At 64.4% G+C, this 25785-nt stretch carries 24 protein-coding genes and 1 pseudogene; 9 read left to right on the top strand and 16 right to left on the bottom strand.

Annotated elements, in window-relative coordinates; all coding sequences use genetic code 11:
- Nucleotides 1–76: 76 nt before the first annotated feature.
- The 3 genes from U5A56_RS12315 to U5A56_RS12305 form a co-directional block, all read right to left on the bottom strand.
- Nucleotides 77–349 (bottom strand): DUF4148 domain-containing protein, encoded by a 273-nt coding sequence (locus U5A56_RS12315; protein WP_321922558.1) that lies wholly within the window; start codon nt 347–349, stop codon nt 77–79.
- A gap of 520 nt (nt 350–869) precedes the next feature.
- Entirely contained in the window at nt 870–1133 is a 264-nt protein-coding gene (locus tag U5A56_RS12310; protein WP_321922556.1) for a hypothetical protein, read from the bottom strand.
- Between the two features lie 569 nt (nt 1134–1702).
- Nucleotides 1703–2290, bottom strand: coding sequence for a TetR/AcrR family transcriptional regulator (locus U5A56_RS12305; protein ID WP_321922554.1), 588 nt, complete (start codon nt 2288–2290; stop codon nt 1703–1705).
- 162 nt (nt 2291–2452) lie between these two features.
- Here U5A56_RS12305 and U5A56_RS12300 point away from each other — a divergent pair, with 162 nt between their 5' ends.
- On the top strand, nt 2453–3373 hold the full coding sequence (locus U5A56_RS12300) for an oxidoreductase (RefSeq protein ID WP_321922552.1): 921 nt from the start codon (nt 2453–2455) through the stop codon (nt 3371–3373).
- A gap of 90 nt (nt 3374–3463) precedes the next feature.
- Here U5A56_RS12300 and U5A56_RS12295 read toward each other — a convergent pair whose 3' ends face one another.
- Both U5A56_RS12295 and U5A56_RS12290 read right to left on the bottom strand, forming a co-directional pair.
- A complete protein-coding gene (locus U5A56_RS12295; protein ID WP_321922647.1) occupies nt 3464–3811 on the bottom strand; it encodes a hypothetical protein in 348 nt (115 codons plus the stop codon).
- Nucleotides 3762–4016 (bottom strand): DoxX family protein, encoded by a 255-nt coding sequence (locus U5A56_RS12290; protein WP_321922550.1) that lies wholly within the window; start codon nt 4014–4016, stop codon nt 3762–3764. Before U5A56_RS12290 ends, U5A56_RS12295 begins: the two co-directional genes overlap by 50 nt.
- Before the next feature lie 20 nt (nt 4017–4036).
- Here U5A56_RS12290 and U5A56_RS12285 point away from each other — a divergent pair.
- A pseudogene (locus tag U5A56_RS12285) lies at nt 4037–4507 on the top strand (integrase core domain-containing protein); the annotation flags it as partial.
- Nucleotides 4508–4623: 116 nt separating this feature from the next.
- On the opposite strand, the gene U5A56_RS12280 reads toward U5A56_RS12285, so the two are convergent.
- The 3 genes from U5A56_RS12280 to ribA all read right to left on the bottom strand — a co-directional run bounded on the left by U5A56_RS12280 (nt 4624) and on the right by ribA (nt 7353).
- The gene (locus U5A56_RS12280) at nt 4624–4869 is read right to left on the bottom strand and encodes a helix-turn-helix transcriptional regulator (protein ID WP_321922549.1); all 246 of its coding nucleotides are present in this window, start codon (nt 4867–4869) and stop codon (nt 4624–4626) included.
- Nucleotides 4870–5188: 319 nt separating this feature from the next.
- Nucleotides 5189–6481, bottom strand: a complete 1293-nt coding sequence (locus tag U5A56_RS12275) for a tyrosine-type recombinase/integrase (protein ID WP_321922548.1) — start codon at nt 6479–6481, stop codon at nt 5189–5191.
- Between the two features lie 221 nt (nt 6482–6702).
- Nucleotides 6703–7353 carry a GTP cyclohydrolase II gene (gene ribA / locus U5A56_RS12270; protein WP_044846712.1) on the bottom strand — a complete coding sequence of 217 codons (651 nt, stop codon included), beginning with the start codon at nt 7351–7353 and terminating at the stop codon, nt 6703–6705.
- Nucleotides 7354–7530: 177 nt separating this feature from the next.
- Between ribA and U5A56_RS12265 the strand changes: the two genes are divergently transcribed.
- A complete protein-coding gene (locus U5A56_RS12265) occupies nt 7531–7992 on the top strand; it encodes a CBS domain-containing protein (RefSeq protein WP_044846711.1) in 462 nt (153 codons plus the stop codon).
- A 153-nt stretch (nt 7993–8145) separates the two neighbouring features.
- Here U5A56_RS12265 and U5A56_RS12260 read toward each other — a convergent pair whose 3' ends face one another.
- Nucleotides 8146–8475 (bottom strand): DUF4148 domain-containing protein, encoded by a 330-nt coding sequence (locus U5A56_RS12260; protein ID WP_044846710.1) that lies wholly within the window; start codon nt 8473–8475, stop codon nt 8146–8148.
- Between the two features lie 514 nt (nt 8476–8989).
- On the opposite strand from U5A56_RS12260, the gene U5A56_RS12255 reads away from it, so the two are divergent.
- Nucleotides 8990–9388, top strand: coding sequence for a GreA/GreB family elongation factor (locus U5A56_RS12255; RefSeq protein ID WP_044846709.1), 399 nt, complete (start codon nt 8990–8992; stop codon nt 9386–9388).
- A 186-nt stretch (nt 9389–9574) separates the two neighbouring features.
- Here the strand turns inward: U5A56_RS12255 and U5A56_RS12250 are convergent, their stop codons facing one another.
- The gene (locus U5A56_RS12250) at nt 9575–10681 is read right to left on the bottom strand and encodes a porin (RefSeq protein WP_044846708.1); all 1107 of its coding nucleotides are present in this window, start codon (nt 10679–10681) and stop codon (nt 9575–9577) included.
- 611 nt (nt 10682–11292) lie between these two features.
- Between U5A56_RS12250 and U5A56_RS12245 the strand changes: the two genes are divergently transcribed.
- Nucleotides 11293–11667 (top strand): hypothetical protein, encoded by a 375-nt coding sequence (locus U5A56_RS12245; RefSeq protein ID WP_321922545.1) that lies wholly within the window; start codon nt 11293–11295, stop codon nt 11665–11667.
- A gap of 316 nt (nt 11668–11983) precedes the next feature.
- Here U5A56_RS12245 and U5A56_RS12240 read toward each other — a convergent pair whose 3' ends face one another.
- Nucleotides 11984–12352, bottom strand: coding sequence for a helix-turn-helix domain-containing protein (locus U5A56_RS12240; RefSeq protein WP_321922544.1), 369 nt, complete (start codon nt 12350–12352; stop codon nt 11984–11986).
- 158 nt (nt 12353–12510) lie between these two features.
- Between U5A56_RS12240 and U5A56_RS12235 the strand changes: the two genes are divergently transcribed.
- Nucleotides 12511–12987, top strand: a complete 477-nt coding sequence (locus U5A56_RS12235; RefSeq protein ID WP_321922542.1) for a nuclear transport factor 2 family protein — start codon at nt 12511–12513, stop codon at nt 12985–12987.
- Nucleotides 12988–13251: 264 nt separating this feature from the next.
- Here the strand turns inward: U5A56_RS12235 and U5A56_RS12230 are convergent, their stop codons facing one another.
- Nucleotides 13252–14502 (bottom strand): MFS transporter, encoded by a 1251-nt coding sequence (locus U5A56_RS12230; RefSeq protein ID WP_321922540.1) that lies wholly within the window; start codon nt 14500–14502, stop codon nt 13252–13254.
- A 150-nt stretch (nt 14503–14652) separates the two neighbouring features.
- Nucleotides 14653–15969: an MFS transporter gene (locus tag U5A56_RS12225; protein ID WP_321922538.1), complete on the bottom strand. Its 1317-nt coding sequence runs from the start codon at nt 15967–15969 to the stop codon at nt 14653–14655.
- Nucleotides 15970–16262: 293 nt separating this feature from the next.
- Here U5A56_RS12225 and U5A56_RS12220 point away from each other — a divergent pair, with 293 nt between their 5' ends.
- The 3 genes from U5A56_RS12220 (at nt 16263) to U5A56_RS12210 (ending at nt 18954) form a co-directional block, all read left to right on the top strand.
- Nucleotides 16263–17180, top strand: coding sequence for a LysR family transcriptional regulator (locus U5A56_RS12220; protein ID WP_321922536.1), 918 nt, complete (start codon nt 16263–16265; stop codon nt 17178–17180).
- Nucleotides 17181–17621: 441 nt separating this feature from the next.
- A complete protein-coding gene (locus U5A56_RS12215; protein WP_321922534.1) occupies nt 17622–18155 on the top strand; it encodes a VOC family protein in 534 nt (177 codons plus the stop codon).
- A 43-nt stretch (nt 18156–18198) separates the two neighbouring features.
- Nucleotides 18199–18954, top strand: coding sequence for a glucose 1-dehydrogenase (locus tag U5A56_RS12210; RefSeq protein WP_321922532.1), 756 nt, complete (start codon nt 18199–18201; stop codon nt 18952–18954).
- A 189-nt stretch (nt 18955–19143) separates the two neighbouring features.
- On the opposite strand, the gene U5A56_RS12205 is transcribed toward U5A56_RS12210, so the two are convergent.
- The 3 genes from U5A56_RS12205 to U5A56_RS12195 all read right to left on the bottom strand — a co-directional run bounded on the left by U5A56_RS12205 (nt 19144) and on the right by U5A56_RS12195 (nt 25774).
- Nucleotides 19144–20661, bottom strand: coding sequence for a purine-cytosine permease family protein (locus U5A56_RS12205; RefSeq protein ID WP_321922530.1), 1518 nt, complete (start codon nt 20659–20661; stop codon nt 19144–19146).
- Between the two features lie 446 nt (nt 20662–21107).
- Nucleotides 21108–22604 (bottom strand): efflux transporter outer membrane subunit, encoded by a 1497-nt coding sequence (locus tag U5A56_RS12200; RefSeq protein WP_321922528.1) that lies wholly within the window; start codon nt 22602–22604, stop codon nt 21108–21110.
- Nucleotides 22601–25774 (bottom strand): multidrug efflux RND transporter permease subunit, encoded by a 3174-nt coding sequence (locus U5A56_RS12195; protein WP_321922526.1) that lies wholly within the window; start codon nt 25772–25774, stop codon nt 22601–22603. The genes U5A56_RS12200 and U5A56_RS12195 overlap by 4 nt, the downstream gene beginning before the upstream one ends.
- Nucleotides 25775–25785 lie beyond the last annotated feature (11 nt).

The following is a 25785-nucleotide window of genomic DNA, read 5'->3' as shown; positions in this document are numbered from 1 at the left end:
CGCACACCAAAAAAATGCGCAATACACGACTTTTACTGTCACCGATGTCGGAGGCGGAGCGACAAGATCCGGAGGATCAGTCGCAGTTGCTGGATTCGCTGCTGGCCACCCATTGCGACGAGTGCGCGACCGCTACCCGACCAGCAGCGACTTTCGCCGACGCCGCGCGCGCGTCGTCAACCCATGTGGCAGGATTCAGATGTGCAGGGTTAAAGCCAGCGGCTGCGTACTCGATCATTTCCTGACGAACCTGTTCGCGCGTTGGCCCCTTCGTTAGCGATTGAGCAGATGCAAAAATCGGGGCAGCAAGACCAACCGCGATAATGAGGATGTGAAGATTCCGTTTCAACTTAAGTACTCCAGAATGAATGGTGGCGACTTACCCGATTCCCGATCAAGCAGCGACAGAATGTCGACGCGCTTGTGTCGATGACCGCGCACTACGCGCTACTGCGCACAATGCGACCGGCAGCCGGGAACAGCGTCTCCACGCGATATCGATCCTCCTGGAATACTGTGCATTTGGTTTTCGGGGCTCCGCGCACAGCCGCGGCACACCCCTGTTCGTTGCACTTTATCGTTTGTCCATCATCAGGTGGATAGCAAAAATTGCTAAGACCTATTAGCTCCATTCATAAATCAACGACGGGATTCGCGTGCGCGCAAGCCTCCGAGGCGCTCAGGTACAGATGCGAAGCGCGCCGACGAGCGGTCGCGCCGAATGTATGCCGACGTTCGGAAACCTGATCGCTCTGACGTGAAACGACCAATCGCCGATGAGGCAGGTACACGGCAGACGGTTTTGCGCTTCCCGATAGCGGCAATGAGGCGACACCAAGAAGGCTTATGCCACGGAAATGGCCAAGGGCCTATTCAGACCGGACCATCCCCGCAATCAGAATGGACACCAAGCGCCTAGCACTTGCTTCCCAACCAGGCTCTGGACCGTAGCTCGCAATGCCCGCGATCGCGCACAGCAGGTCGAGCGATTCGACCGCCCGGACGATGTCGCCACTCTGGACCGCACGCTCGAGCAGGCGGTCCAATGCCGCCACAAGTACCTCACCGGACAACGCACAGAATTCGTCGCCGCCGCCCGACATGCAACTCAGTACCCCCGCCATGATCTGCATCTACCGCCTCAAGGAAGGCATGATCGTGAGCATGGAGTAGTATGTAGACAGTCACCTGGTGCAGCAGGCGCTGCAGGGTGACTGAATCCTCACGTGAGACGCATGCGATGAGCGAACCCCTTGTCGATCCGCGCGGCATCCTCGCTCTCATGCTGTCAGGTCAGTGGACCGCCGCGCACGACCGGGTACGCGTCACGGGTATGGTCGATCCAGTGCAGTTGCGCCTCGTGCTGCGCTGCCTGATGCCAGCATGGTTGCTCCACCCAGCGGTTCCTGCCGCAATTCGTCGATCCATCAGCCGGCCCGGTCTGGCTTCAGCTGCTTGTGTTGGGCTCGATCCAGAATCTCGTTGGCGTTCTGTCTCTCGGTGGGGTGGCTCTCGCTGCTGGAACTATGGGGCAGTGGCTTCTTCGATGGCCGTGCCTGCAGACCTGGCAGGAGCGCCTCACCGGCGTCGTGATGGTCGCGCTTGGCATTCGTCTGCTGGTGACAAGCGATGCGACAACCTCAGAAAGTAGCGCCGAGGGGGCGGCCTCAGCGGTGGAAGGCTGCCAAGAGATGGCTAGGGGCTAGAGCTGCCCTTCAGAACACTTCAGCCCTGCAAGGAGAACATTCACGAGGCGCTTGGCGCTCTGTTCCCAGGTGGGATCTGGACTATAGCTCGCGATGCCCGCAATAGCGCACAGCAGGTCAAGCGATTCGATCTTCTGGCCGATGCTCCCGCTTCGGATCGCGTTTTGCAGCAAGCCGTCCAAAACCGTCACAAGCAGCTCGCCTGACAAGGCGCAGTAGTCCGCGCCGCCGTCCTCCGACATGCATGCGAGCACCCCGGCCATGATCTGCTTGTTCTCCAGCGACTGGATGAACAACATCAACCACTCGCGCAAGGCATCGACAGGAGTGTGACTTCGGCTCAGCTCAGCGGCCGCGGCCGTCAGGCGCTCTCCCTGCTCACGATAAATCTCATCGACCAGCACCTGGCGCGAGGGGAAATGCCGATACAGCGTGCCGATACCCACCCCCGCCGTCCGCGCGATGTCCTCCAGGCTGGCAGATAAGCCATGCTCGGCAAAAGCCACCCGCGCAACCTCCAGCAGGCGCTTGCGATTTCGCTCGCCATCAGCGCGTGGCTTGCGCCTCATATTTTTTTCCGACATCCAAATTGAACTCCCTTGCAAACGGAGGATGGCTCCGCTTATTATTCGGAGGCTGCCTCATTTTAGTCCTGAGCGTCGAAGCTAACAACGCGTTTTGCGCTGATAGCAAGGGTGAGAGCAGTCGCCTACTGCAACCCACTTCACCTCACGAGGAGCAATCTCATGTCGAAACCCCGAGGCTTCACGGAAGCCGATGTACTGGATCAAACTGGCAAGTGTTTTATCGTTACCGGCGCCAACAGCGGCATTGGCTATGAAATCACGCGGGTCCTGGCGCAGCACGGTGCGCGCGTGCTGCTCGCATGCAGGGACGAGGCGAAGGCGCACGAGGCGATGGCGCAGATCACGCGGACTACGCCGCGTGCCAATCTGGGCTTCATGCCCATCGACTTCGCGGATCTGGACAGCATCCGGGACATGGCCAAGCACATCGCCAGCGAGCCACGCCTGGATGGGCTCATCAACAACGCCGGTGTCATGACGCCCCCGCTGATGCACACCAAGCAGGGCTTCGAACTCCAATTCGGCGTCAATCACTTGGGCTGTTTCGCGCTGACGGCGTTGCTGCTTCCGCAGTTGGGCGCCACTGCTGGGTCGCGAGTCGTCACGACCTCCAGCGTGGCGCACCATGGTGCGACGTTTGATTGGGACGACCTCAATGCAGAGAAGAGCTACAACCGTATGCAACGCTATGCGGCCAGCAAGCTCGCCAACGCACTGTTCTTCTTTGAGCTGGACAGGCGGCTGCGAGCAGCCGGCTCGAAGATCACCTCCGTGGGCTGTCATCCGGGAATGGCCTCAACGAACCTGGGGCGGTACATGGGCCCCTTGCAAGTGCTCAATCCCATCGTCGGGGTCTTGCTCAATAGTGCCGACAAGGGGGCTTGGCCCGCGTTGCAGGCCGCGACCGACATCGTGACGCCAGGGGGCTACTATGGCCCCATTGGCTTCCGCGGGGTACGCGGTGTGTCGGGTGAGGCCAAGCGTTCTGCAGCGGCGCAAGACACCGCACTGGCCCGCCGGCTGTGGGATCAATCGGTGTCGATGACTGGCATCGATCCAAAGTTGCCGGCATCAGATTGAAGAAGTGTCAAGCCGATCACTCCCTTTTTCGCCCGGCGAACGAGATTCCCCATAGCCGCCGCTTGAGTGAAGCCTCCAACTTCCCGCCAGTCATACTTGGTCGCCCGGAGAGTATCCAGGCGGCCATTCGATGGGACCTTTAGACTGAAGCCGCGAACCCGAGAACCGACGAAGCCGCATCACGGCTGCGACTTTAGAAGGTCCTGCTGATTTTGCGATCCAGCGAAAACAAGCCACCGCCGAACGCGGCGAAGAAAAGGTTGCCGATGGCCCAGATGCTGGAAAGCTGAATACCTTGCGTTGAAGGAGCTTGACGAAGAAAACACCGCCATCAGCCAAGCGTTTCGCACCATTGGGCGTGGAGAATGCCGGGTTCGCCTTCAGGCTGTCAATTCCGGCCTGTGTGAGCAACGGAGCCGCATCGTAGGGAAAATGCACGGTAATACACCGTCACGAGAAGCATGACTGCACTTGCCAGTGCAAAAGGCCGCGTGTAGAGCCCAAGAATGAATGAGAGACCGCCGACCACCTGCATCACGGCCAACAAGGGCGAGAACAGCCAGCCTGGATGAAAGCCAATCCTTTCTACGAAGTCGACCTTGCTCGTTGGGATCGTCAGTTTGGGCCAGCCTTCGATCAACATCCATCCGCCCAGCGTGAGGCGTAGCAGACGGGCGGGCGTTGAAGATGCTTTGCGTGATCGATGAATACACCCGCGAGTGCCTGGCGATCGAGGTTGGTGCCAGCCTGCGGTCGCAGGACGTCATCCTGACGCTGTCGCGACTGATGCGGCTGTACGGCAAGCCCGCGTTCATTCGGTCTGACAACGGCGCCGAATTTGCCGCTGCCAAGGTTATGCGCTGGCTGCGAAATGCTGCCATCGGTCCGGCCTTCATCGCACCGGGCAGTCCGTGGCAAAACGGGTTCGTCGAGAGCTTCAACGGCAAGCTGCGTGACGAATTGCTGAACCGGGAATGGTTCCGCAGCCGCGCCGAGGCGAAGGTGCTCATTGAACGCTGGCGGCAGTTCTACAACGAGCGCCGGCCCCATAGTGCACATCGCTATCAACCTCCCGCCACGGTCCGTCGAGCCTGGCTGGATTCCGATAATATCGACGCGAGACTCACTGCCTGATTGGCTACAAAATTCCACCGCAGGTCAGGTAGCCGTGGATACAATTGGTCAAATTGAGCCAGTGCGGTATCGTGGGGGCGAGACCATTACAGCCTCGGCGCCGAAATCGGAAGGACTCACGTAGCCGGGCGATCGTCTCGAGGAACTCGCCGCTTCCTAGCGCCGGAATTCTCAGGTGGCAGCAGGTCGGCAACCGGACGAGCGTCAGCCCACTTCTGAACCTCATGTGTGAGCCATCCTACCCTCCGGCCCGACAGTAGTCGCGGCCCAGGGAAAGCTTTCTCTCGTACGAGTTTCTGTACGGTCGCCGGTGACAGCGAGAGTGCCGCTGCCACCTCCTTCAAAGAGAAACAGATCTTCATTCCACTTCACCTTTCGTCTGCTGCCGTTGACTCCTTATCCGCGCAGAGGCATTGCGAACATGCACGACCGGAGAATCGATGAGATTTAGGGAGCACTTCGTACTTGCGATTGCGCACGTACATCCGACTTTAGTAGGCATTTGCCGAGCGGGGCAAACGCGCTAGCAGGAACAACATTCCGTTTGGCGGCGCACCAATCGGACGACGGATTTCCTCGAAGTTCCGCAGCAATCCTTTCCCAAATGAGGCTGAGTCGAAAATCCTTACCGCTCCGCCCTGCGCGGTCGATTATTTTTATTTGAAGCTCAATGAAGCTCGATCAAGAAACACCGACGATCTGCTTCTTCGCGGGATACGTCGCGGCAATCGCTTCGAGACGATGTGACAGCTGCGTGAGCCATTCGCGCCGTTCCTTGTCATAGGTATGGCGGTTATAGATACCGATGATTCCAGGCTGTACATGCCCGAGGACGGCCTCGGCAATATCATTGGGACATCCCAGCGTCGCGAGCAGCGTCCGGGTTGTGCGTCGAAGATCGTGAGCTGACCAATGCGTGACGGCTAAACGCGGCCGGTCATGCTTCGGCGCGATCTTGCAATATGGCTGATGATAGTAGACGCCGTGCTGAACCACGGTTTGGTCCATCGACGATCCGTGCGACGACTTAAAAAGAAACGTTCCCTTGGCCTGATCGAGACGTCGTCGCACAACAACCTCGGCACGGCCTATGAGTGGCACTCGAAGATCTGTCGCTCTCTCGTTATGTAATCCCTTGGTCTTTTCCTTCGGAATGGTCCACCAGAGACCGTCGGCTTCCTCGGTTATCTCGGTACTCTCTATAGCGACAATTTCGCCACCCCGCGTACCGGTCCAAATATAGAGCGTCAACGCGTCAGCAACAGTCAAACTGAAGTTCGGCAACCATCGGATCAATGTGCCGAGTTCGTCCAGCGAGAGCACCCGCTTCTGTGTCCCCGTGTATTTCCCCTCGACCTTGCGCCCTTTGCTCTTCAATCGCCCTCGTAGAACTTCCCGCCACCAGTTCGGAGTATTTTCGGGAAGGCGCCCAGCATCAAGCGCATAGTGCCATGCGCAGCCAAGCTCCATACGAAGGCGCGCCGCAAGCATAGGCGTTGACCGATGCGAGTCGACTAAGTCGAATGCCTGGGCGCGTGTGATGGTCGCTGCGCTCACGTCCGCAATAGGCCCCAACATCGCCTTGAATATACGTGCGACCTCAACCGCTCCCTTTGTCTTCCGACTTACTTCTACATACCCTTCAAGATAGTCGCGGCACACCTGTCCAACTGTGTAGACGGCAGGTGATGGACGAGCAGTCGATTTATCTCGCTTTCGGCGGAGCGCTGAAAGCTCAGTGCCAGAATCGCGTTCGACACGGTTCTTTTCCCACGCAGCGATCGCTGCGGCAAACGCCATCGCCGGCCATTCGCCGAGCTTTACCTGTCGCATCCGGCCGTCGACCGGCGACTTGTAACGATACGTCCACGACTTGCGGCTCGTCGACGCCTGGAGGCGTAACCCCGGGAACCCCTCAAAGGTCAGGTGTTCGCCACTCAGCAGTTTGGCCGCGACACGTGCATCGAACCGCATTCTTCCCTCGGCGTAGGTTTTCTCGAGAGAAGCATACTCGGCGTAGGTTTTCTGCGCTACATCACATAAACCTACGCCGAGGCAACGAGTTTAGGCACACGGAGACAAGCGCCAATGCGTTTACCGAGGCATCAACGGACACGACATAATCCTTAAAATTCAAATATTTATGGACATTGATGGATCAGTTCGGACGAATCGGGACAAGTCCGAAATTTCCGCTATTCGTTTTCTTCGAAGTAATGCCCGAACTTGACCTGCTTGGTTCGGATGTAACGCTCGTTTTCCTCGCGCACGGGCACGGCGAGCGCCACGCGTTCACACACGGGAATGCCGTGCTTCACGAGCGTGTCGAACTTCTTCGGGTTGTTGCTCATCAGGCGCACCGACGTCACGCCGAGGATCCGCAGGATCGCGGCGGCCGAATCGTATTCGCGGGCGTCGTCGGGCAGGCCGAGGTCGAGATTCGCCTCGACGGTGTCGCGCCCCTGCTCCTGCAGCGCATATGCGCGGATCTTGTTGCTCAGGCCGATGCCGCGCCCCTCGTGGCCGCGCAGATACAGCAGCACACCGCGATCTTCCGCCGCGATGTAGCGCAGCGCGAGATCGAGCTGCTCGCCGCAATCGCAGCGGAAGGAGCCGAACACGTCGCCGGTCAGGCATTCGGAATGCAGCCGCGTGAGCACGGACTGCTCGCCGGTGACGTCGCCCATCACGAGCGCGAGATGTTCGGCATCGCTGCCCGATACGCGGAAAGCGTACGACGTGAACGTACCGTAGCGCGTGGGCAGCGACGCGGTGGCGACGAGCGTCACGCACTCGTCTGCCTGGCCATTGCCCTGCGTGGGCGATTGGGGACGCGAAGACATCATGAATTCAATCGAAACGATCTGGAATGTAGGAGTTGTGTGGATAGTGCGTGACCGGAGTTTACCGCTAATCTGGAAACGTCACGCGACTGCCGCAGCAGGCCCGGCTATACTGGGCCCGTCGGGTGCCGCGCATCACGCCCTGCCTTCCCTGCATCGTCCCGCACACGGAGAAAGCAAATGAGCACGACTGTCGCGCAAATTCTCAAAGCCAAGCCGGATTCCGGCCGCACGATCTACACCGTCAAGAAAGCCGATTTCGTCTATGACGCCATCAAGCTGATGGCGGAAAAGGGAATCGGCGCATTGCTGGTCATGGACGGCGACGACATCGCGGGCATCGTCACCGAGCGCGACTACGCGCGCAAGGTCGTGCTGCAGGACCGTTCGTCGAAAGCCACCCGCGTCGAGGAAATCATGACGGCCAAGGTGCGCTACGTCGAACCGTCGCAATCCACCGATGAGTGCATGGCACTGATGACCGAGCACCGGATGCGCCACCTGCCCGTCATCCAGGACGGCAAGCTGATCGGCCTGATCTCGATCGGCGACCTCGTGAAGAGCGTGATTGCCGACCAGCAATTCACGATCAGCCAACTCGAACACTATATCCACGGCACCCCGACGGTCACGTCCGCCTGATCCGTCCCAGCGAAAAAGGCCCAAACGCGCGAGCGTCTGGGCGGAAAAGCCGCCGGAATGCGGCGACGGAGGTTCTGCTCTGCTGACGCAGACGCGCGCAAGCGGCGCGCGTCCCGTCGGTCACATGCTGTGCTCGGGCAGACCCGGGAATGTTCAGTTGCCGAAGTAGACGGAGTTCACGGGATTCGCGGCTTCATGCGTCATGCGGCGGCCCGACTGGCCTGCGCCCGTCGCCACCGCACCATAACCGCTCGTATCGGCTTGGGCGAGCATCGGCTGGTTCGGCTGGATCCGTTGTTCCGCGGCCTGGATGTTGTCCGGATATTGCGAATCGCTCGCGAGCGGCTTGTAGCCGTTCTGTTCGAGTTGCACGAGCTCGGCCCGAACCTGGTCGCGAGTCAAGCCCTGCTCGGACTGTGCGAACGATGCGATCGGGGCGGCAAGAACGGATGCAGCGATCGCTGCGTAGATGATCGACTTCATGGTGGACCTCCGAAATATGTTCTCTTTTGACGTCGCTCCCGGCGGGACTGTCTGAAGCGATGGATCAAGTGTAGTGCTGGCCATACCAAGGGGAAACCCTTGGTTTGAACATACAGCGTTGCATTTTCGGAAAAAATCGACCGCTGTCACCGTGCGCGATCGCTATTACTTAAATCATTTTCACAACAATGCCTGACGAAAGGCCGACAGCCGAAGCACCGATCCGGAAGGTTGTGTTGTAGAATCGTAAGGTTTTATTCACCTCTCGATACCCCATTCACCATGCACGCGCCCATGCTCGCTTCGGTTTCGCCGCCCGGCCCGGTCGGCGTGCGCGTGCGCGCCGGCCAGCCGGCGCATCCCCTCGCTCGACGCACGGCCCAGGCGCCGCTCGCGCCTGCCCGGCGCCTGATCTGACGGCTCGGCCTCCTTCCCGGAGCCAGGTCAGACAGGCTCCGGGCGATCCCCATAGGCACGCCCCGCCTGCCCCATGCCGATCATTTGGAGAACTGCCATGAAACAACGCCTTTACCAGTTGACCGAACTCGACGTTGCTCGCCTCGAGAAGCACGCCGAACACAACCCGCGCTTCCAGACGATGCTCGACACGCTGCTCGAGCGCGCAGACATCGTGCAACCGGACGCCATCAAGGCAAACGTCGTCACGATGAACTCGCAGATCACACTGCTCGACGAAGCGACCCAGGAACAGGCCACCTGGACGATTGTTTATCCGGACGCCGCCAATCTCGAACTCGGCCGCCTGAACGTGTTCTCGCCGGTCGGCATGGCGCTGCTCGGCACGCAACGCGGCCAGCTGGTGAAAGTGCTGCAGCCGAGCGGCGCCGAAAGGCTGATGAAGGTCGCCGCGATCGTGTTCCAGCCGGAAGCCAACGGCGAATACACGCGCTGATGCTGCCGGCCGGCAGCGCACACGTCGGCACACCAAACAAAAAGCGAGGCTCAGCGCCTCGCTTTTTTTGCGGCCGGACGATACGCAGCGTCATCGCAGCCCGCATCGCCGATGCGGCGGGCGAAAAAAAAGGCGCCCGAAGGCGCCTTTTTCGATACTGCGAAGCTGGTTACCCAGCCGTCACGCTTAGAAGCGGTGACGCAGACCAACCGTTGCTGCGGTTTGGTTGATCGACGAGCTCGGCAGCGTGTTGACGTCGCCGTTGTAGATCGATGCGCCAACGCCGTTCTTCGCAGCGCGCTGGTACACAGCTTGTGCGTAGACGTCGGTGCGCTTCGACAGCGAGTAGTCAGCTTGCAGGCCGAACTGGTTCCAGTGCGTGCTTTCGCCAGCAACCTTCGCGTTCGTGTACGTGTACGCTGCGCCCAGGCCCAGAGCCGGCGTCAGGTTGTACTTCGCGTTGACTTCGTAGTTGTCAGCGTGGAACGTAGCCGCGCCGTTAGCTTGGTTGTCGACACGCGATTGCGTCCATGCTGCGCCAACTTGCGCCGGGCCGAATGCGTATGCAGCAGCCGCGCCGTACGTGCGCAGGCGGCCTTGGCCGTTGAACAGAGCCGACGACGAGTCAACTGCGCCCGTGCCGTTGTTGTTCGGGTTGTTCGCTTGCGAGTAAGCTGCACCCAGCTTCAGGCCTTGGTACTGGTACGACACGCCGCCGCTGTAAGCACGGTTGTTGCCGAAGTTCGTGCTGTTCGAGAACGAGTACGTGCCGCCGAATTGCAGGCCAGCGTAGTTCGCGCTTGCGAACTTGATCGTGTTGTTAGCCGAGTAGCCGCCGTTCGTGCTCAGGTTGTCGTTGTTGAACGGGTGAGCGAAGTACGTACCGCCCCACGAGCCCGTTGCGGTCAGCGGTGCCAGGTAGTCCTGGACGGAGTCGTACTGCTTACCCAGCGTAACCGTGCCGTACTGGCTCGACAGGCCGACGAAAGCCTGGCGGTTGAACATGCCGTTGTTGTTCGCGAACTTGCCGTTGCCGATGTTGAAGCCGCTTTCCAACGTGAAGATTGCCTTCAGGCCGCCACCGAGGTCTTCCGAACCACGCAGGCCGAAGCGGCTCTGGTCAATGCCCGAACCCATCGACCACAGCGACTTGCCTTGGCCGGCTGCGTTCTGGACGTTGCTTTGGTAGGTGATGCCTGCGTCCAGCACGCCGTACAGCGTGACGCTGCTTTGCGCGTGAGCGACGGTAGCGAACGATGCTGCAGCTGCTGCAACGATCAGAGTCTTGTTCATTCGTGGAGCTCCCTTCTAAAAAGAGGCAGGTCTCGCGACCTTGTTCATAAACGGTCTGCAACCGCCCGGGAGCGCCATCGGTCCTTCTGGCCGCGCCCGGATAGTTGCCCGTTTGGGAACCGTGAGTTTAGGGGTGTACCCTAGGGGCGCGATCTGCAAATAAAGAAATAAGCTTTTCCAGAACTAGAAATAATGAAAGTGGGGACGCGTTATAAGTATTTGTTTTAACGTCTTTTTTTGACCTATTGACGGATGTTTTTTGGAGGCTTTCATCCCACCATTCTTTCGTGTCATCGTCTTGACGGTTGCATAGAAACAACAAACGGAATCGATGGAACCACGCGAAAACGGTAATTTTTACCCAAAACAATCTCAAATGTTGGGCCTGGCCGCCTAAAACGCAGCGACTGAACGGTAAACATTCGGCCGCGCGGCCGTAGCCGCCCCCATTGGCCGTCGGCGCCAACTTCAACGGGGAGATCGACGGCGGCGCCCCGGCAGCCGCCGGGCCGTCGTGACATGCGGTAACAGCCTTAACGACCGGCGTAACCCGGCTCCGGGACCGGCGGGCTAATGTAAGGCGGCTTCGACTACATATATAGAGGACCCGCATGAATCGACGCTCGTTGCTGCGCGCCGTCGGACTGACCGCCGCCTTTGCCGCCACCGGCGGCTGGCTGCGCACCGTCTCCGCCCAGCCCGCCCCGCCCGGGTACCGGCCGCCCGGACCGCCTCCGGGCCCCGGCAGGCCGCCTTATTCCGATCGCCCGGGCTTCGCGCCGCCTGCACCGCGGCATGATCGCCGGCCGCCGCCTCCACGGCCGCACGGCTATGTCTGGACCGACGGCTACTGGCGCTGGCAGCGCGGCCACTATATATGGGTGTCCGGACGCTGGGTCGCCCGCCGCCCCGGGCGCAGGTGGGTACCTGGATACTGGCGGCGCCAGGGTCGAGTGTGGGTCTACGTCGACGGCACCTGGCGTTAAGTCGTCCGCGCCGGCCGTCGGTCGGCGCGAATCCGCCGCTTCCACGCCCTTGCCGATCGACACGCCGCCCTGTCCTGAATACGAGCTGACCGACCGTGCGGATGCCAATCGCGCTTGCCCCGGTCACGACAGTCGTCGGCACCCTTCAAACGCCGATCGCCAGGCTTGCGTTGCGCCCTTCGCGACACCGCATGCGAAAGCAGCGCCCTCGAAACTTTCGGATAACGAAATCATCTGCTGCTGCCGCAACGCACGCATCCCGTCGCCGGCCGTCACGCGACCGCACGACGCACTCCGCTCAACGCCCGCTGCTTTCCTACTCGCGCGCGCGGCGACGGGCCGCGCAAATCGCACGATGATGTTCGTCTGCCCAGCGGATCAGCGCGTGCATCGGCGTCAGGAACGAACGCCCGAGGTCCGTCAGCGCATATTCGACGCGTGGCGGCACCTCGGCATACAGCGTGCGGCTGACGAAGCCGTCCTGCTCGAGCCGCTTGAGCGTGCGCGACAGCATCTGCTTCGACACGTCGCCGATCGCACGGGCGAGTTCGTTGAAACGCATCGTGCCGCCGGACAGCGCGTCGAGCACGAGCAGGCTCCACTGGTCGCCGATGCGGTCGAGCACATCGCGGATCGGGCACGGCTGATCGAATTCGACGGATTCGTCGGCGGACGGAAACGACATGACGGGATTCTCTTTCACGGGTAATGCACGGTCACCGCGGTGTGACCTGTTCACACCGCGGTGACTTCTTGTGACGGGTTCGCGGCAACTGTACCATTCGATCGACTCGATGGCCGAGCGGATTCCGTCCACGCATCTCCCGACAAGGAACCTGCCGCATGTCATCGCTCCGCTCGCCCGTCCGCACCGTTGCCGCGTTCGTCCTGCTTGCCGCATCGACCGCCGCGCTGGCCGCAGGCCCGGCCGCGCGCGACCTGGCCGCCGAGGAAGCCAACCGCCAGCTCGTGCTGACGTTCTACGACCGCTTCTTCAACAAGCACGAAGCGCTCGAGGCTGCCGCCGTCGTCGCCGACGACTACAAGCAGCACAACCCGCACGTGCCCGACGGTAAGAAGCCGTTCGTGTCGTACTTCGTCGGCGCGTTCCAGAAGAACCCCGAATCACGCGCACAAATCGTCCGCAGCGCGACCGACGGTGACCTCGTCTATCTGCACGTGCATGCGACCGAGCGCCCGGGCGATCGCGGCGAAGCGGTGGTCGACATCTTCCGCGTGAAGGATGGCAAGATCGTCGAGCACTGGGACGTGATCCAGCCGGTGCCCGAAAAAGCAGCGAACGGGAACACGATGTTCTGACCGGGCGGGCCGCGCGCCGATGCGCGGCCGACCGCTTCGCACCTTGAACGCGGCCAGCGCACCGGCCGCGCATGCGTCGTGCGACATCGAGCGCGAGCACCTGCCCGGTCGTCAACACGTCGCCGCACGCGGCCCCGCGCCAGATTGCCGCCGCGGGCTGACCCGCCGTGACCGCGAGGCACTGGTGTCGGGCCGCGCGCTCACGCGCGTCAGCGACCCGCAGGACAACGTCCGACAGGATCGGGCCAACCTGCGCGCAACCGTCTACGACAGCGCGGTCGCGCGCCCGCCGGCCTGCTTGCGCCCATAGCTCACCATCATCACGAAGCTGAGCAGGAAGCCCGCGCCGCCGATCAGCAGCAGCCCGATCTCGCCGAATACCGGCAGCAGGTTCGTCAGCGCGCCCGTCACGACCCATGCGACGGCCATCACCGAGCCCGCGACGCCGAGCGCCCAGCCCTGCCGGTCCTCGCTGACGGCATCGGAAAACGCCGTATACATGGTCGTGTAGGCGACCATGTCGAAACAGCCGACCACCATCGCGAGCACCCACAGCACCGGCTCGTGCGGGAACAGTGCCGACGCGATCTGGCCGAGGCCCGCGACGAGCAGGCCCGTCTTCGCGATGTCGACCACCCGCCACACGCGCAGCATCCGCCGCACGACGAACAGCAGGCCGAACACGAAGCAGATGCCGATCACGCCGCTGAACAGCCCGAGCCGCGCGCTCGTATAGCCGAACTTCGCCTGCAGCAGCAGCATGATGGTCTGCAGGTAGAGTCCGTAGCCGACCTGCATCAGGAAGAACACCACCGACAGGAACGCGACGTTGCGCTGACGTGCGGCTTCCCCGATGATCCGCAGCGGCAGCAGCGGATCGATGCGCGTGTCGCCGCGCGGCGCGGCCGTGTCGCGATACGACGCCCAGGTCCAGAACGCGCACACGAGCGACAGCGCGGCGACGAGCACGAACGGCGTGCCGTAGTCGAACAGCGGCGAGATCGTCCGGTCGGACGTGACGCCGCCGAGCACGGGGCCGACGATCACGCCGGCGCTGAACGCGAGCGACATGATGCTCATGTTGTACGCCTTGTTCCCGGGCGTGCTCAGGTCGGTGATGGCCGCCTGCGCGATGCCCTGGCAGCCGGCCATCAAACCGGTGAGCCCGCGCCCGGCCAGCAGCAGCGCGACGCTCCCGTGCCACGCGCCGGCGGCCATCAGCGCGTAGCCGGCCGCAAGGCCGAGCACGCACAGCAGCAGGATCCGGCGGCGGCCGTAACGGTCCGACAACTCGCCCATCAGCGACGAGCCGAAGAACATGCAGAGCGGATAGATCCCGTAGCCGACACCGAGGTAGAAATTGCGCGCGTGTTCGCCGGCGTCGGCCGGCAGGATGCCCGCGTGCGGATCGCTGAAGATCGCGGACATCATCGGGTAGACGAGCCCGAACCCCATCGCGTCGATCGCGATGGCGAGCAGGCAGGGGCCGAGCAGCGTGTAGTCGAGCCGGGACATGGCGACCTTCCGGACAGAGTGGATGATCGCGCCAGCGTAACGAGCGGGCGGCGGCCCCGGTAGGCCGCCGCCCGCGATGCTGACCATCGGCGGCGCCGATACGTCGCATGCCGCCCGGGCCGATGGCTGATCGCCCCGAATGGCGAACGACTATTTGGCGCTCAGCGGCTCGCCCGAGAACTGCCGGCGCGCGAGCACGCACGGCGCGCCGTCGTGCATGAACACGCTCGCGGCCAGCCCGAACGACGCGGCGAACAGCACGTACCACGCGGGCGCGACGGGCGACCCGCTCGCACGCGTCAGCCATGTGACGATGAACGGCGCGAAACCGCCGAACACCATCACGGCAACGTTGTACGCGAGCGCGACGCCGGTCGATCTCGATCGCGTCGCGAACTGCTCGGCGAGCGTGGTCGGCGCGGGACCGTAGCAGATGCCGATGATCGTGCAGATCACGAGCTGCATCACGAGCAGGCGCCCGACGCCCGGCGCGGCGGCCAGCCACGAGAACAGCGGATACGTGAGCGTCAGCAGCGACAGCGTGCCGGCAATCAGCACGGGCCGCCGGCCGATGCGGTCGGACACGATCGCCGCGACCGGAATCGTCACCGTCAGCAGCGCGACCGCCACCATCTGCACCTTGAAGACCTGGTCGAGCGGCAGCCCGAAGGTCTTGTGCACGAACGTCGGCATGTTGACGAGCATCACGTAGAACACCGCCGTGCCGGTGATCGTCTGCCCCATCGACACCAGCACGCCGCGCAGGTTGTCGCGCAGCACGCGCGACACGCTCGCCGGCGGCTCGACCGTCGACTTGCTCGCATCAAGGAACGCTTCGGTCTCCTCCATGTGACGGCGGATCCACAAGCCAACCGGCCCGATCAGCAGCCCGAGCGCGAACGGCACGCGCCAGCCCCAGCTGTGCAGCGCCGCATCCGACAGCGACTGCGTGGCCCACGCGCCCATCGCCGCGCCCGAGAACACGGCGAGACACTGGCCGATCAGTTGCCACGAGCCGTACAGGCCGCGCCGGTGCGCGGGCGCGCTCTCGACCAGGAACGCGGTGGCGCTCGCGTATTCGCCGCCGGTCGCGAAGCCCTGCAGCAGCCGCGCGACGACGATCAGGATCGGCGCCGCCGGGCCGATCGTCGCGTACGACGGCGCGAACGTGATCAGCGCGATCGACAGCGTCATCAGGAAGATGATGAGCTGCATCGCGGCCTTGCGGCCCTTGCGGTCCGCATAGAGCCCGAGCAGGATGCCGCCCACCGGACGCATGAAGAAGCCGACGCCGAACGTCGCGAGCGACATCAGCAGCGACGCATACTGGCTTTCGGCGGGAAAGAACAGCCGCGCGATGATGCCGGAAAAGAAACCGTAGACGATGAAGTCGTACCACTCGAGGGTATTGCCGACGACAGCGGCAACGACTTGCCGATGCCGCGTGTTCCGACGTAGGTCGCGCATGCTTGTCTCCTGCAGTCTCGTGGGGCCGTGCCGGCCGCCGCCCGGGCGGGCGATCGCGAACCGCTGCGCGCGACGGGACACGCAAGATCGTCCCGCGCCCGAGCGCAACCGGCATGAACCGATCATAGGGACGCCGAAAACCCGCATCAATTAACGGGAGCGGTCGATACTTAGCCGCAGATTAAACGTCGTCATCGCGTACCGCCGCGATGCGGATATTCCGGACATTCGCGCATTGTTGCTGCCGGTGTTCTGCGGCAGAATCGTCGATCGCCCTTCCCGCCGCCCCGACCATGCGCAATCGCATCAACGAAGAGATCACCTTCCGCAAGCTCGAGGTGCTTCTCGCCTTCATGGAAGCCGGCAGCCTCGCGAAAGCCGCCGAGGCGCTCAACGTCAGCACGGTCAGCGTGCATCGCGCGCTGCACACGCTCGAGGAAGGGATGCATTGCGCGCTGTTTCGCCACGAAGGACGGAACCTGATTCCGACCGACGCCGCGCAGGTGCTCGCGGAGGTCGCGGGCGACGTGCTGAAGACGATGACGGACGGGATCCGCTCGACGCGGGAAGCCGCCGGCTACGGCGCCGGGCAATTGAAGATCGGCTCGCTCTATTCGCTGACGATCCGTACGGTGCCCGAGGTCGTGATCGCGCTGAAGGAGCGTCGGCCCGAGCTGCAGGCCGAGCTCGTGCTCGGCTCGAACGCCGACCTGCTTGACAAGCTTCGGCAAGGCGCGATCGATGCGACGCTGATGGCGCTGCCCGAACCGGACGCCGAAATCGAATCAATCGCGCTGTTCGAGGACGAAATGTTCTTCGCCGCACCAATCGATTCGCCGTACGCGCAATGCGATGCGGTCGATCTCGCCGCCTGCCGCGACGTGCCGTTCGTGTCGCTCGGCGAAGGTTTCGCGACGCAAGACGGTTTCACGAAAGCGTTCCGGGCCGCGGGCGTCACGGCGAACGTCGTGATGCGCGTGGGCGACATCTTTTCGCTGATCAACCTCGTGTCGGGCGGTGTCGGCCATTCGCTGCTGCCGGGCCGCGTGCGCGACCTCTTCTCGCACAAGATCGCGCTGGTGCCGCTCGCCGGACCGACGATCCGCCAGACGATCGGCCTCAGCTTCCTGCATCGGCGTGAACGTGATCCGAACCTGCTTGCGCTTGCAACGGTGTGCCGACTGACGGTCAAGAGGCCGAACGCGGGGTAATGCGCGAATCCGGTTTACGCGCTTCGTCAGCTTCGGCTCCTCCCTGCTTTCCTGCTTTCCTGCTTTCCTGCTTTCCTGCTTTCCTGCTTTCCTGCTTTCCTGCTTTTCCGCTTTCCCCGCTTGCCGCTTGCCCGCTTGCCCGCTTGCCCTCTTGCCCGCTTGCCCGCTTCCTCGCGTTCCTCGCGTTCCTCGCGTTCCTCGCGTTCCTCGCGTTCCTCGCTTCCTCGCTTTCCTCGCCTCTCTCGCCTTCCTCGCTCGTCCCGTCCTATACGCAAATCCGTCGTCAGCGATGCAGCGCCCAGCGCCGTCCGGATAGCGTGCAGCTAGTCCGTTTGGACGGCACGCCGCGCCGCCTTTGTTGCCATCATGACCGTCATTCATCACGCGCCGAATGCCGCACGAAACGGCGCCGCGCCCGCTCGCGCCCGCCACGGAGACACCATGAACGACCCTATCCTCGGCCCCATCGACCAGATCGGCTATGTGGTCGCCGATTTCGACCGCAGCATCGCGCGCTGGCGCGCCCGCCACGATGTCGGCCCGTGGACCGTGTTCCGCAACGTGCGGCTCGACGGCCGCTGCCTCGGCGAAGCGACGACGGTCACGATGGATGTCGGGCTCGCGTATCGCGCCGATCTGCAGATCGAACTGATCCACGTGACGAACGACGCGCCGTCGCCGTACCGCGATGCGCACGGACAACTGCTCACAGGCCTGCATCACGTCGCATGGGTGGTCGACGATCTCGATGCCGCCGTCGCGCAACTTACGGCGCGCGGGCTGCGCGTGGTGTTCGACGCGCACAACCCGGCCACGCGCGTCGCCTATCTCGACGACGCCGACGATCCCGGCGTGCGCGTCGAAGTAATCGAAGGTGCAGGCATGCGCGCGATGATCGCGCACGGCATCGCCGAAGCGCGTACCTGGGACGGCGCCGATCCGGTCCGCATCATCGACGCGTCAGCTGCCGCCTGAGCGGGCCCGCGCGCGTCCCCCTACACTCACAGGAGCACACACGATGAAACGACTCGAAGGCAAGGTAGCGCTGATCACGGGCGGCGCCCGCGGCCAGGGCGAGGCGGAGGCACGCCGGTTCGTCGCCGAAGGCGCACGCGTGGTGATCGCCGACGTGCTGGACGACGCGGGCCGGCGCGTCGCGGCCGAACTCGGCGACGCCGCGCGCTATCAGCATCTCGACGTGACGAACGAAGACGACTGGCACACCGCCGTCAATGCGACGCTCGCGCATTTCGGGCGGCTCGACATCCTCGTGAACAACGCGGCGATCCTGAAGCTCGTGCCGATCGAGTCGTGTTCGCTCGACGACTATCGCAAGGTGATCGACGTGAACCAGGTCGGCTGCTGGCTCGGCATGAAATCGGCATTGGCCGCGCTGAGGGATGCGGGCGGCGGCTCGATCGTCAACGTGTCGTCGACGGCCGGGATGGAAGGCGTGGCCGGCGGCAGCGCGTATGTATCGAGCAAGTTCGCGGTGCGCGGGATGACGAAGGCCGCCGCGCTCGAGTTCGGCCGCTACGGGATCCGCGTGAACTCGGTCCACCCGGGCGGCATCGACACCGTGATGGCGCGGCCGCCGGAATACGCGGATTTCGACCCGTCTTCGATCTACAGCGGCCTGCCGATCGCACGCATCGGCAAACCCGACGAAGTGGCGAGCCTCGTGCTGTTCCTCGCGTCCGACGAATCCGCGTATTGCACGGGTTCGGAATTCATCGTCGACGGCGGGATGCTCGCGGGCAGCACGTTCCACTGATCCGCAGCGGAGTCGACACGCGCCCGCCTGCCCGGCGGGCGCTGTCGTTTTCGGCCGCGCGCGGGAGAAGTCAGGGGCGGCCTTCCATACGCGCATACAACCCGGCATCCTGAAACAACCATGCCGCCGGCGGATCTCCCGCGCGGCGGCACCGGTATTTCCAGCGCGCAGCGACGCGCGATGCTGCGCTCAATACCCCTTCGGCTGAATTGCCGGGGCGCCGACACCGCGCGCCGCTTGCCTGCCGCCGCGCACGAGGAAACGTCCGCGCGCGCCGTACACGCCTTCCGCTTCCGGATACACCGTCAGCAGCACGAAATACAGCAGCCCGCCGACCACCAGCGACACCGGCACGCTGAGATCGAGTCCACCCGCGAGGTTGCCGAGCGGCCCGACGAACTGGCCCGGCAGGTTCACGAACGACAGTCCGATGAAGGCCGCCGGCAGCCACGCGCCCATCGCGCGCAGGTTCCAGCCGTGCGTGAACCAGTAGTGGCCGCCGCGCAGCCCGCGGTTGAACACCTGCAGATCGTCCGCGAGATAGTAACCGCGGCGCGTCACGTAGCCGATCACCATGATCGCCATCCACGGGCAACTGAACGTGTCGATCAGCGTCGAGAACGTCGCGACGCTTTCGACGAGGTTGAACCAGAAGCGGCCGACGAAGATGAACGCGATCGCGATCGTGCCGATCAGCAGCGTCGCGCGCACACGATTCAGGAAGCGCGGGAACATGCTCGACACGTCGAGGCCCGTGCCGTACAGCGCGGTCGTGCCGGTCGACATCCCGCCGATGATCGCGATCAGGCACATCGGCAGCAGGAACCAGCGCGGCGACACGGCGAGCAGCCCGCCGACGTAGTCGTTCGACGCGATGAACGCGGGTGCCTTCGACGCGATGATGGTCGCGGTCGCGAGCCCGAAGAAGAACGGCACGAAGGTCGCGATCTGCGCGGCGAACACGGCGGCCATCACGCGCCGCTTCGGCGTCTGCTGCGGAATGTAGCGCGCCCAGTCGCCGAGCGTCGACGCGAACGACACCGGGTTGCTCAATGCGACCAGCACGGCGCCGACGAACGCGGCCCAGAAGCCTGCGCTGCCCTGGTTCAACGTGCCAGCGTAGTTCAGGTCGAACATCCCCGCGAACGCGAACAGGCCGGCGACGAACAGCAGGCTCGCGGCCCACACGGCGATCTTGTTGACCCACAGCATGAAGCGAAAGCCGTAGATGCAGACGATCAGCACGAGCACCGCGAACACCATGTACGCGGCGCCGAGCGTGAAGCCGTTGACCGGCACGCCGACCATGTCGTGCGCGCCGCCGACGAGCGCATCGCCCGAGCTCCACACCGCGAGCGAGAAGAACGCGATCGACGTGAGCAGCGCGAGGAACGACCCGACGATCCGGCCGTGAATGCCGAAATGCGCGCCGGACGACACGGGGTCGCTCGTGCCGTTGCGCGGGCCGAACAGGCTCATCGGCGCGAGGATGCAGGTGCCGGCGAGCACGCCCAGCACGATCGCGCACATGCCGGCCTTGAACGACAGCCCGACCAGCACGGGAAAGCTGCCGAGCACCGACGTGGAAAACGTGTTGCAGCCGCCGAACAGCAACCGGAACAGATCGATCGGACGCGCATAGCGCGATACGTCGGGAATACGCTCGAAACCGAACGATTCGACTTGGGTAATCCTGCCTTCAGTCATTTGTCTCCAGCTCCTCTGGCGCGTCTGTACGGCCCGCGACTGCGGCCATACGACACATCGTCATCGATTTGCGGCCACTCTAAACCGGATCGGGCAGCGCAAATATCACGCATTCGAGACGTTTACGACGAGGCAGAACAATGTTTCGCGACGGGGAATCGACCGGTTGGCGCGCCGCGCGGGCGGCCCGGGCGATGCAAGGTGCGCCGGGCTGCCACCGACGCGCGAGCCGGCCGGCGATCCGGCCCCGCTGAACGGCCGGCATCGCTGCAAGGCAGGCGCACGGAGTGCCATGCCGATCCACGGGACCGGCGCCGCATCGACCGTCGTCAGTCCGTGCGACGCCGTTGCGGGCCGGCAACGGGGACGCAGGCGCCTACCCGGCGATGCGAAGTCGATCGCCCGGCGGGCGGACGCAACGCCCCTGCCCGCCGCGCGACCGCGCCCTACTGCCCCGATCGCGCGAGCGGACCGGGTGCCTGCTGCGCCGTTTCCGACGGCCAGCCGCCCGCGAGCGCCTTGTACAGCGCGACCGTCGATGCCGCGCTGCGCATCCGCCCGTCGGCCGCCGCGTCCTGCGCCTGCAGCAGCGTCCGTTGCGCGTCGAGCACTTCGTAGTAGTCGATCGCACCGGCCGAGAAGCGCGTCTGTGCAAGCTGTGCCGCGCGAGCGCTGTCGTCCGCCGCGCGCACGAGGTGCGCGGTCTCCTCCCGCGTGCGGGCGACACGCAGCAGCGCGTTCTCCGTTTCCTCCAGCGCGCCGAGCACGGTCTGCCGGTACTGCGCGAGCTGGCCGGCCGCGTCCGCGTCGCTCGCCGCGATCCGCGCGCGCACGCGGCCGACATCGAGGAACGACCAGTCGATGCCGAGCGCGATCAGGTTCGTATCGCTGCCCGCACGGAAGAATCCGTAGCTGCTCGTCGCGCTGCCGAGCAGCCCCGACAGCGTGAAGCGCGGAAACAGGTCGGCTGTCGCGACGCCGACGCGCGCGGTCGCCGCGTGCAGTCGTGCTTCGGCGGCAGCGACATCGGGACGGCGGCGCAGCAGGTCGCCCGGCGTGCCGGGATCGATGTCGGCTGCAAGCGCCGGCAGCGGTACCGGCACGCCTTTCGATGCGGCAGCGTTCGGGATGTCGAACCGGCCGATCAGCGCATCCGGCGTCTGCCCGGTCAACACCGCGAGCCGATGCTCGTCGACGCCGATCGCCGCTTCGTACACGGCGATCCGCGACGTCGTCGATTCGTACTGCGCGCGCGCCCGCGCCGCATCGAGTTCGGAGCCGCGTCCCGCGCCGACACGCGCATTGATCAGCGCGAGCGTCTGCTTCTGGTTGTCGGCGTTCTCGCGTGCGATCCGCAGCCGCTCCTGCGAGCCGCGCAGATCCACGTACGTACTCGCGACCTCGCCCGCGATCGCGACGCGCACCGCGCGCACGTCGGCCGCACTCGCAGCCGTTTCCGCCCGCTGCGACTCGATCGAGCGGCGCACGCGGCCGAACAGGTCGAGTTCCCACGCCGCATTGATCCCGACACTGGAGATCGGCGTGTCGCGCTGGCTGCGCGGCGCGCCGAACGCCTGGTCCCTGCTCGTCAGCTGATGGCCGATCCGGCCGCTCGCGGTAATTGTCGGATAGCGGTCGAACGCGGCCTGCGACAGCAGCGCGTTCGATGCGTCGTAGCGCGATACGGCGACCTGCAGGTCCTGGTTCGCTGCGAGCGCCGCATCGATCAGCTGCGTGAGCGCCGGATCGCCGAAGCCGCGCCAGAACGCGGCATCGGCAGCGGCCGACGCGTCGGGCGACGACGCATCGGGCGTAGCCGGATGCGTGTCGCGCGCAAAGCGCGCGGCGCTCGCCGTAGCGGGCCGCCTGAAATCGGGGCCGACCGCGCACGCGGCGAGCGTCATCGACAGCGCGAGCGCGGAAAGACGGAATGCGGCGCTCATCGGTTTTCTCCTTCGAGGGTGCCGTGCTGTTCGCTCCACACGGCCGGCGTGCCGCGCGCGAGCTTGCGGATCGCCACGTAGAACACGGGCGTGAGGAACAGCCCGAACAACGTGACGCCGAGCATCCCCGCGAACACCGTGACGCCGGTAGCCGCCCGCACTTCGCTGCCCGCGCCGCCGCCGATCAGGAGCGGCACCGAGCCCGCGATGAACGCGACCGACGTCATCACGATCGGGCGCAGCCGAAGCCTGCATGCCTCGAGCGCCGCCGCGATCGCGCCCTTGCCCTGGATTTCGAGTTCGCGCGCGAACTCGACGATCAGGATCGCGTTCTTGCACGCGAGCCCCATCAGCACGACGAGACCGACCTGCACGAACACGTTGTTGTCGCCGCCGGACAGCCACACGCCGAACAGCGCCGCGCACATGCACACCGGCACGATCAGGATCACCGCAAGCGGCAGCGTCCAGCTCTCGTACAGCGACGCGAGCACCAGGAACGCGAGCATCACCGCGAGCGGGAACACGACGATCGCCGCATTGCTCTGCGTGACCTGCTGGTAGCTGAGATCGGTCCATTCGAGCGTGATGCCCGGCGGCAGCACGTCCTTCGCGATCTGCTGCAGCTTCGCGATCGCCTGCGACGACGACATCGCCTTCGGATCGGCGTCGCCGATCAGGTCCGCCGCCGGATAGCCGTTGTAGCGGACGACCGGGTCCGGCCCATACGCGGGCGCGACCGTCACCATCGAGCCGATCGGCACCATCTCGCCTTTCGCGTTGCGCGTGCGCAGGTTCGCGATGTCCGCGGCCGTCTGCCGGTGACCGGCATCGGCCTGCGCCATCACGCGGTACACGCGGCCGAACGCGTTGAAGTCGTTCACGTACATCGAGCCGAGATAGACCTGCAGCGTGTTGAACAGGTCGGTGAGCGCGACGCCTTGCGCCTTCGCCTTCAGCCGGTCGACCTTCACTTCCAGCTGCGGGATGTTCGCCTGGTACGAGCTGACGGGATAACTCATCCCCGGCGTTTTCGCGACCGCGGCCTGGAACGCCGTCAGTGCCTTCTGCAATTCACCGTAGCCGAGCCCGCCGCGATCCTCGAGGTAAAGCGAGTAGCCCGAACCGTTGCCGAGGCCCTGGATCGGCGGCGGCATCAGCGCATAGGTGATGCCGCCGCCGATCGCCGCGAAGCGTGCGTTCAGGTCCGCGTTGATCTGCGCGGCGCTGCGGTGACGCTGGTCGAACGGCTTCAGGATCACGTACGAGTTCGTGATGTTCGGCGTGTTCACGCCTTGCAGCGCGTTCAGCCCGGCGAACGCCGGCACCATCTCGACGCCGTCGGTGCCGAGCGCGATCTTCGTCATCTGCTCGGTGACGGCGCTGGTGCGGGCGAGCGACGCGCCCTCCGGCAGCTTCGCGCCGGCGAACAGGTACAGCTTGTCCTGCACGGGGATGAAGCCGCCCGGCACCGCGTTGAACAGCAGCGCGGTCGCGGCGAGCAAGGCCGCATAGACCGCGAACACGGCGCCGCGCCGCTTCAGCGTGCGCGCGACCACGCCGTGATAGCGATCGGAGCTGCGCTCGAAGAAGCGGTTGAACGGATGAAACAGCCAGCCGAATGCGCGGTCGAGCACGCGCGTCAACGCGTCCTTCGGCGCGCCGTGCGGACGCAGCAGTTTCGCGGCGAGCGCGGGCGACAGCGTCAGCGAATTGACCGCGGAGATCACCGTCGAGATCGCGATCGTCACCGCGAACTGCCTGTAGAACTGGCCCGTCACACCCGACATGAACGCCATCGGCACAAACACCGCGCACAGCACGAGCGCGATCGCGACGATCGGCCCCGACACCTCGCGCATCGCCTGGTGCGCGGCGTCGCGCGGGCTCAAACCCTGTGCGATGTTGCGCTCGACGTTCTCGACCACCACGATCGCATCGTCGACGACGATCCCGATCGCGAGCACGAGCCCGAACAGCGTCAGCGTGTTGATCGAATAGCCGAGCAGGTAGAGCCACGCGAACGTGCCGACCACCGACACGGGCACCGCGACGAGCGGAATGATCGACGCGCGCCAGGTCTGCAGGAACAGGATCACGACGAGCACGACCAGCACGACGGCCTCGATCAGCGTGTGCTGCACCGCGCGGATCGATTCGCGCACGAACACGGTCGGGTCCCACACCGGACGATAGGCGACGCCCGGCGGGAAACGTTTCGACAGTTCGTCGAGCTTCGCATACACCGCCTTCGCGACGTCGAGCGCGTTCGCGCCAGGCGACAGGAAAATGCCGACCACGGACGAATGCTTGTCGTTGAAGTACGAGCGCAGCGTATAGTCGCCCGCGCCGAGCTCGATGCGCGCGACGTCGGACAGCTTCACGACCTGGCCGTCGTCGCCGTTGCGCAGCACGATGTCGCCGAATTCCTGCACGGTGCGCAGCCGGCCGCGCACGTTGATCGACACGAGGAAGTCGTTTTTCTTCGGCGTCGGCTCCGCGCCGAGCTGGCCGGCCGACACCTGCACGTTCTGCTCGCGCACCGCGGCGATCACGTCGCTCGCGGTCAGCCCGCGCGACGCCAGCCGGTTCGGGTCGAGCCAGAGCCGCATCGCGTAGTCGCCTGAGCCGTACACGCCGACGTCGCCGATGCCGGTCAGGCGCGACAGCTCGTCCTTCACGTGCAGCGTCAGGTAGTTGCGCAGGTACAGCGAATCGCGGCTGTTGTCCGGCGAATAGAGACTCACGTACATCAGCGGCGTCGGCGACTGCTTCTGCGTGGTCACGCCGTACTGGCGCACCTCGTCCGGCAGGCGCGACAACGCCTGGCTCACGCGGTTCTGCACGCGCACGGCGGCCGTATCGGGATCGACGCCCTGCAGGAACGTGACGACGACCTGCAGGCTGCCGTCCGAACCGGCGACCGACTTCATGTACATGATGCCTTCGACGCCGTTGATCGCCTCTTCCAGCGGTTCGGCGACCGATTCGGCGATTTCCTTCGGGTTCGCGCCCGGGTACGTCGCGCGCACGACGACGCTCGGCGGCACGACTTCCGGATATTCGCCGGCCGGCAGCATCGGGATCGAGATCAGGCCGATCGCGAAGATGACGATCGACAGCACGACCGCGAAAATCGGCCGGTCGATGAAGAAGCGGGAGAAATCCATTGCGGGCCTCC

The sequence above is a fragment of the Burkholderia sp. BCC1998 genome, from assembly GCF_905339875.1.
GTDB lineage: Bacteria > Pseudomonadota > Gammaproteobacteria > Burkholderiales > Burkholderiaceae > Burkholderia.
This window is presented reverse-complemented; position numbering and strand designations above follow the sequence as displayed.

Bases quoted from the DNA above. Each gene is read 5' to 3' on its own strand.
- U5A56_RS12310 (WP_321922556.1), bottom strand. From the start codon at position 1,133: ATGCAGATCATGGCGGGGGTACTGAGTTGCATGTCGGGCGGCGGCGAC.
- U5A56_RS12305 (WP_321922554.1), bottom strand. From the start codon at position 2,290: ATGTCGGAAAAAAATATGAGGCGCAAGCCACGCGCTGATGGCGAGCGA.
- U5A56_RS12300 (WP_321922552.1), top strand. From the start codon at position 2,453: ATGTCGAAACCCCGAGGCTTCACGGAAGCCGATGTACTGGATCAAACT.
- U5A56_RS12290 (WP_321922550.1), bottom strand. From the start codon at position 4,016: ATGTTGATCGAAGGCTGGCCCAAACTGACGATCCCAACGAGCAAGGTC.
- U5A56_RS12280 (WP_321922549.1), bottom strand. From the start codon at position 4,869: ATGAAGATCTGTTTCTCTTTGAAGGAGGTGGCAGCGGCACTCTCGCTG.
- U5A56_RS12275 (WP_321922548.1), bottom strand. From the start codon at position 6,481: ATGCGGTTCGATGCACGTGTCGCGGCCAAACTGCTGAGTGGCGAACAC.
- ribA (WP_044846712.1), bottom strand. From the start codon at position 7,353: ATGATGTCTTCGCGTCCCCAATCGCCCACGCAGGGCAATGGCCAGGCA.
- U5A56_RS12265 (WP_044846711.1), top strand. From the start codon at position 7,531: ATGAGCACGACTGTCGCGCAAATTCTCAAAGCCAAGCCGGATTCCGGC.
- U5A56_RS12260 (WP_044846710.1), bottom strand. From the start codon at position 8,475: ATGAAGTCGATCATCTACGCAGCGATCGCTGCATCCGTTCTTGCCGCC.
- U5A56_RS12255 (WP_044846709.1), top strand. From the start codon at position 8,990: ATGAAACAACGCCTTTACCAGTTGACCGAACTCGACGTTGCTCGCCTC.
- U5A56_RS12250 (WP_044846708.1), bottom strand. From the start codon at position 10,681: ATGAACAAGACTCTGATCGTTGCAGCAGCTGCAGCATCGTTCGCTACC.
- U5A56_RS12245 (WP_321922545.1), top strand. From the start codon at position 11,293: ATGAATCGACGCTCGTTGCTGCGCGCCGTCGGACTGACCGCCGCCTTT.
- U5A56_RS12240 (WP_321922544.1), bottom strand. From the start codon at position 12,352: ATGTCGTTTCCGTCCGCCGACGAATCCGTCGAATTCGATCAGCCGTGC.
- U5A56_RS12235 (WP_321922542.1), top strand. From the start codon at position 12,511: ATGTCATCGCTCCGCTCGCCCGTCCGCACCGTTGCCGCGTTCGTCCTG.
- U5A56_RS12230 (WP_321922540.1), bottom strand. From the start codon at position 14,502: ATGTCCCGGCTCGACTACACGCTGCTCGGCCCCTGCCTGCTCGCCATC.
- U5A56_RS12225 (WP_321922538.1), bottom strand. From the start codon at position 15,969: ATGCGCGACCTACGTCGGAACACGCGGCATCGGCAAGTCGTTGCCGCT.
- U5A56_RS12220 (WP_321922536.1), top strand. From the start codon at position 16,263: ATGCGCAATCGCATCAACGAAGAGATCACCTTCCGCAAGCTCGAGGTG.
- U5A56_RS12215 (WP_321922534.1), top strand. From the start codon at position 17,622: ATGAACGACCCTATCCTCGGCCCCATCGACCAGATCGGCTATGTGGTC.
- U5A56_RS12210 (WP_321922532.1), top strand. From the start codon at position 18,199: ATGAAACGACTCGAAGGCAAGGTAGCGCTGATCACGGGCGGCGCCCGC.
- U5A56_RS12205 (WP_321922530.1), bottom strand. From the start codon at position 20,661: ATGACTGAAGGCAGGATTACCCAAGTCGAATCGTTCGGTTTCGAGCGT.
- U5A56_RS12200 (WP_321922528.1), bottom strand. From the start codon at position 22,604: ATGAGCGCCGCATTCCGTCTTTCCGCGCTCGCGCTGTCGATGACGCTC.
- U5A56_RS12195 (WP_321922526.1), bottom strand. From the start codon at position 25,774: ATGGATTTCTCCCGCTTCTTCATCGACCGGCCGATTTTCGCGGTCGTG.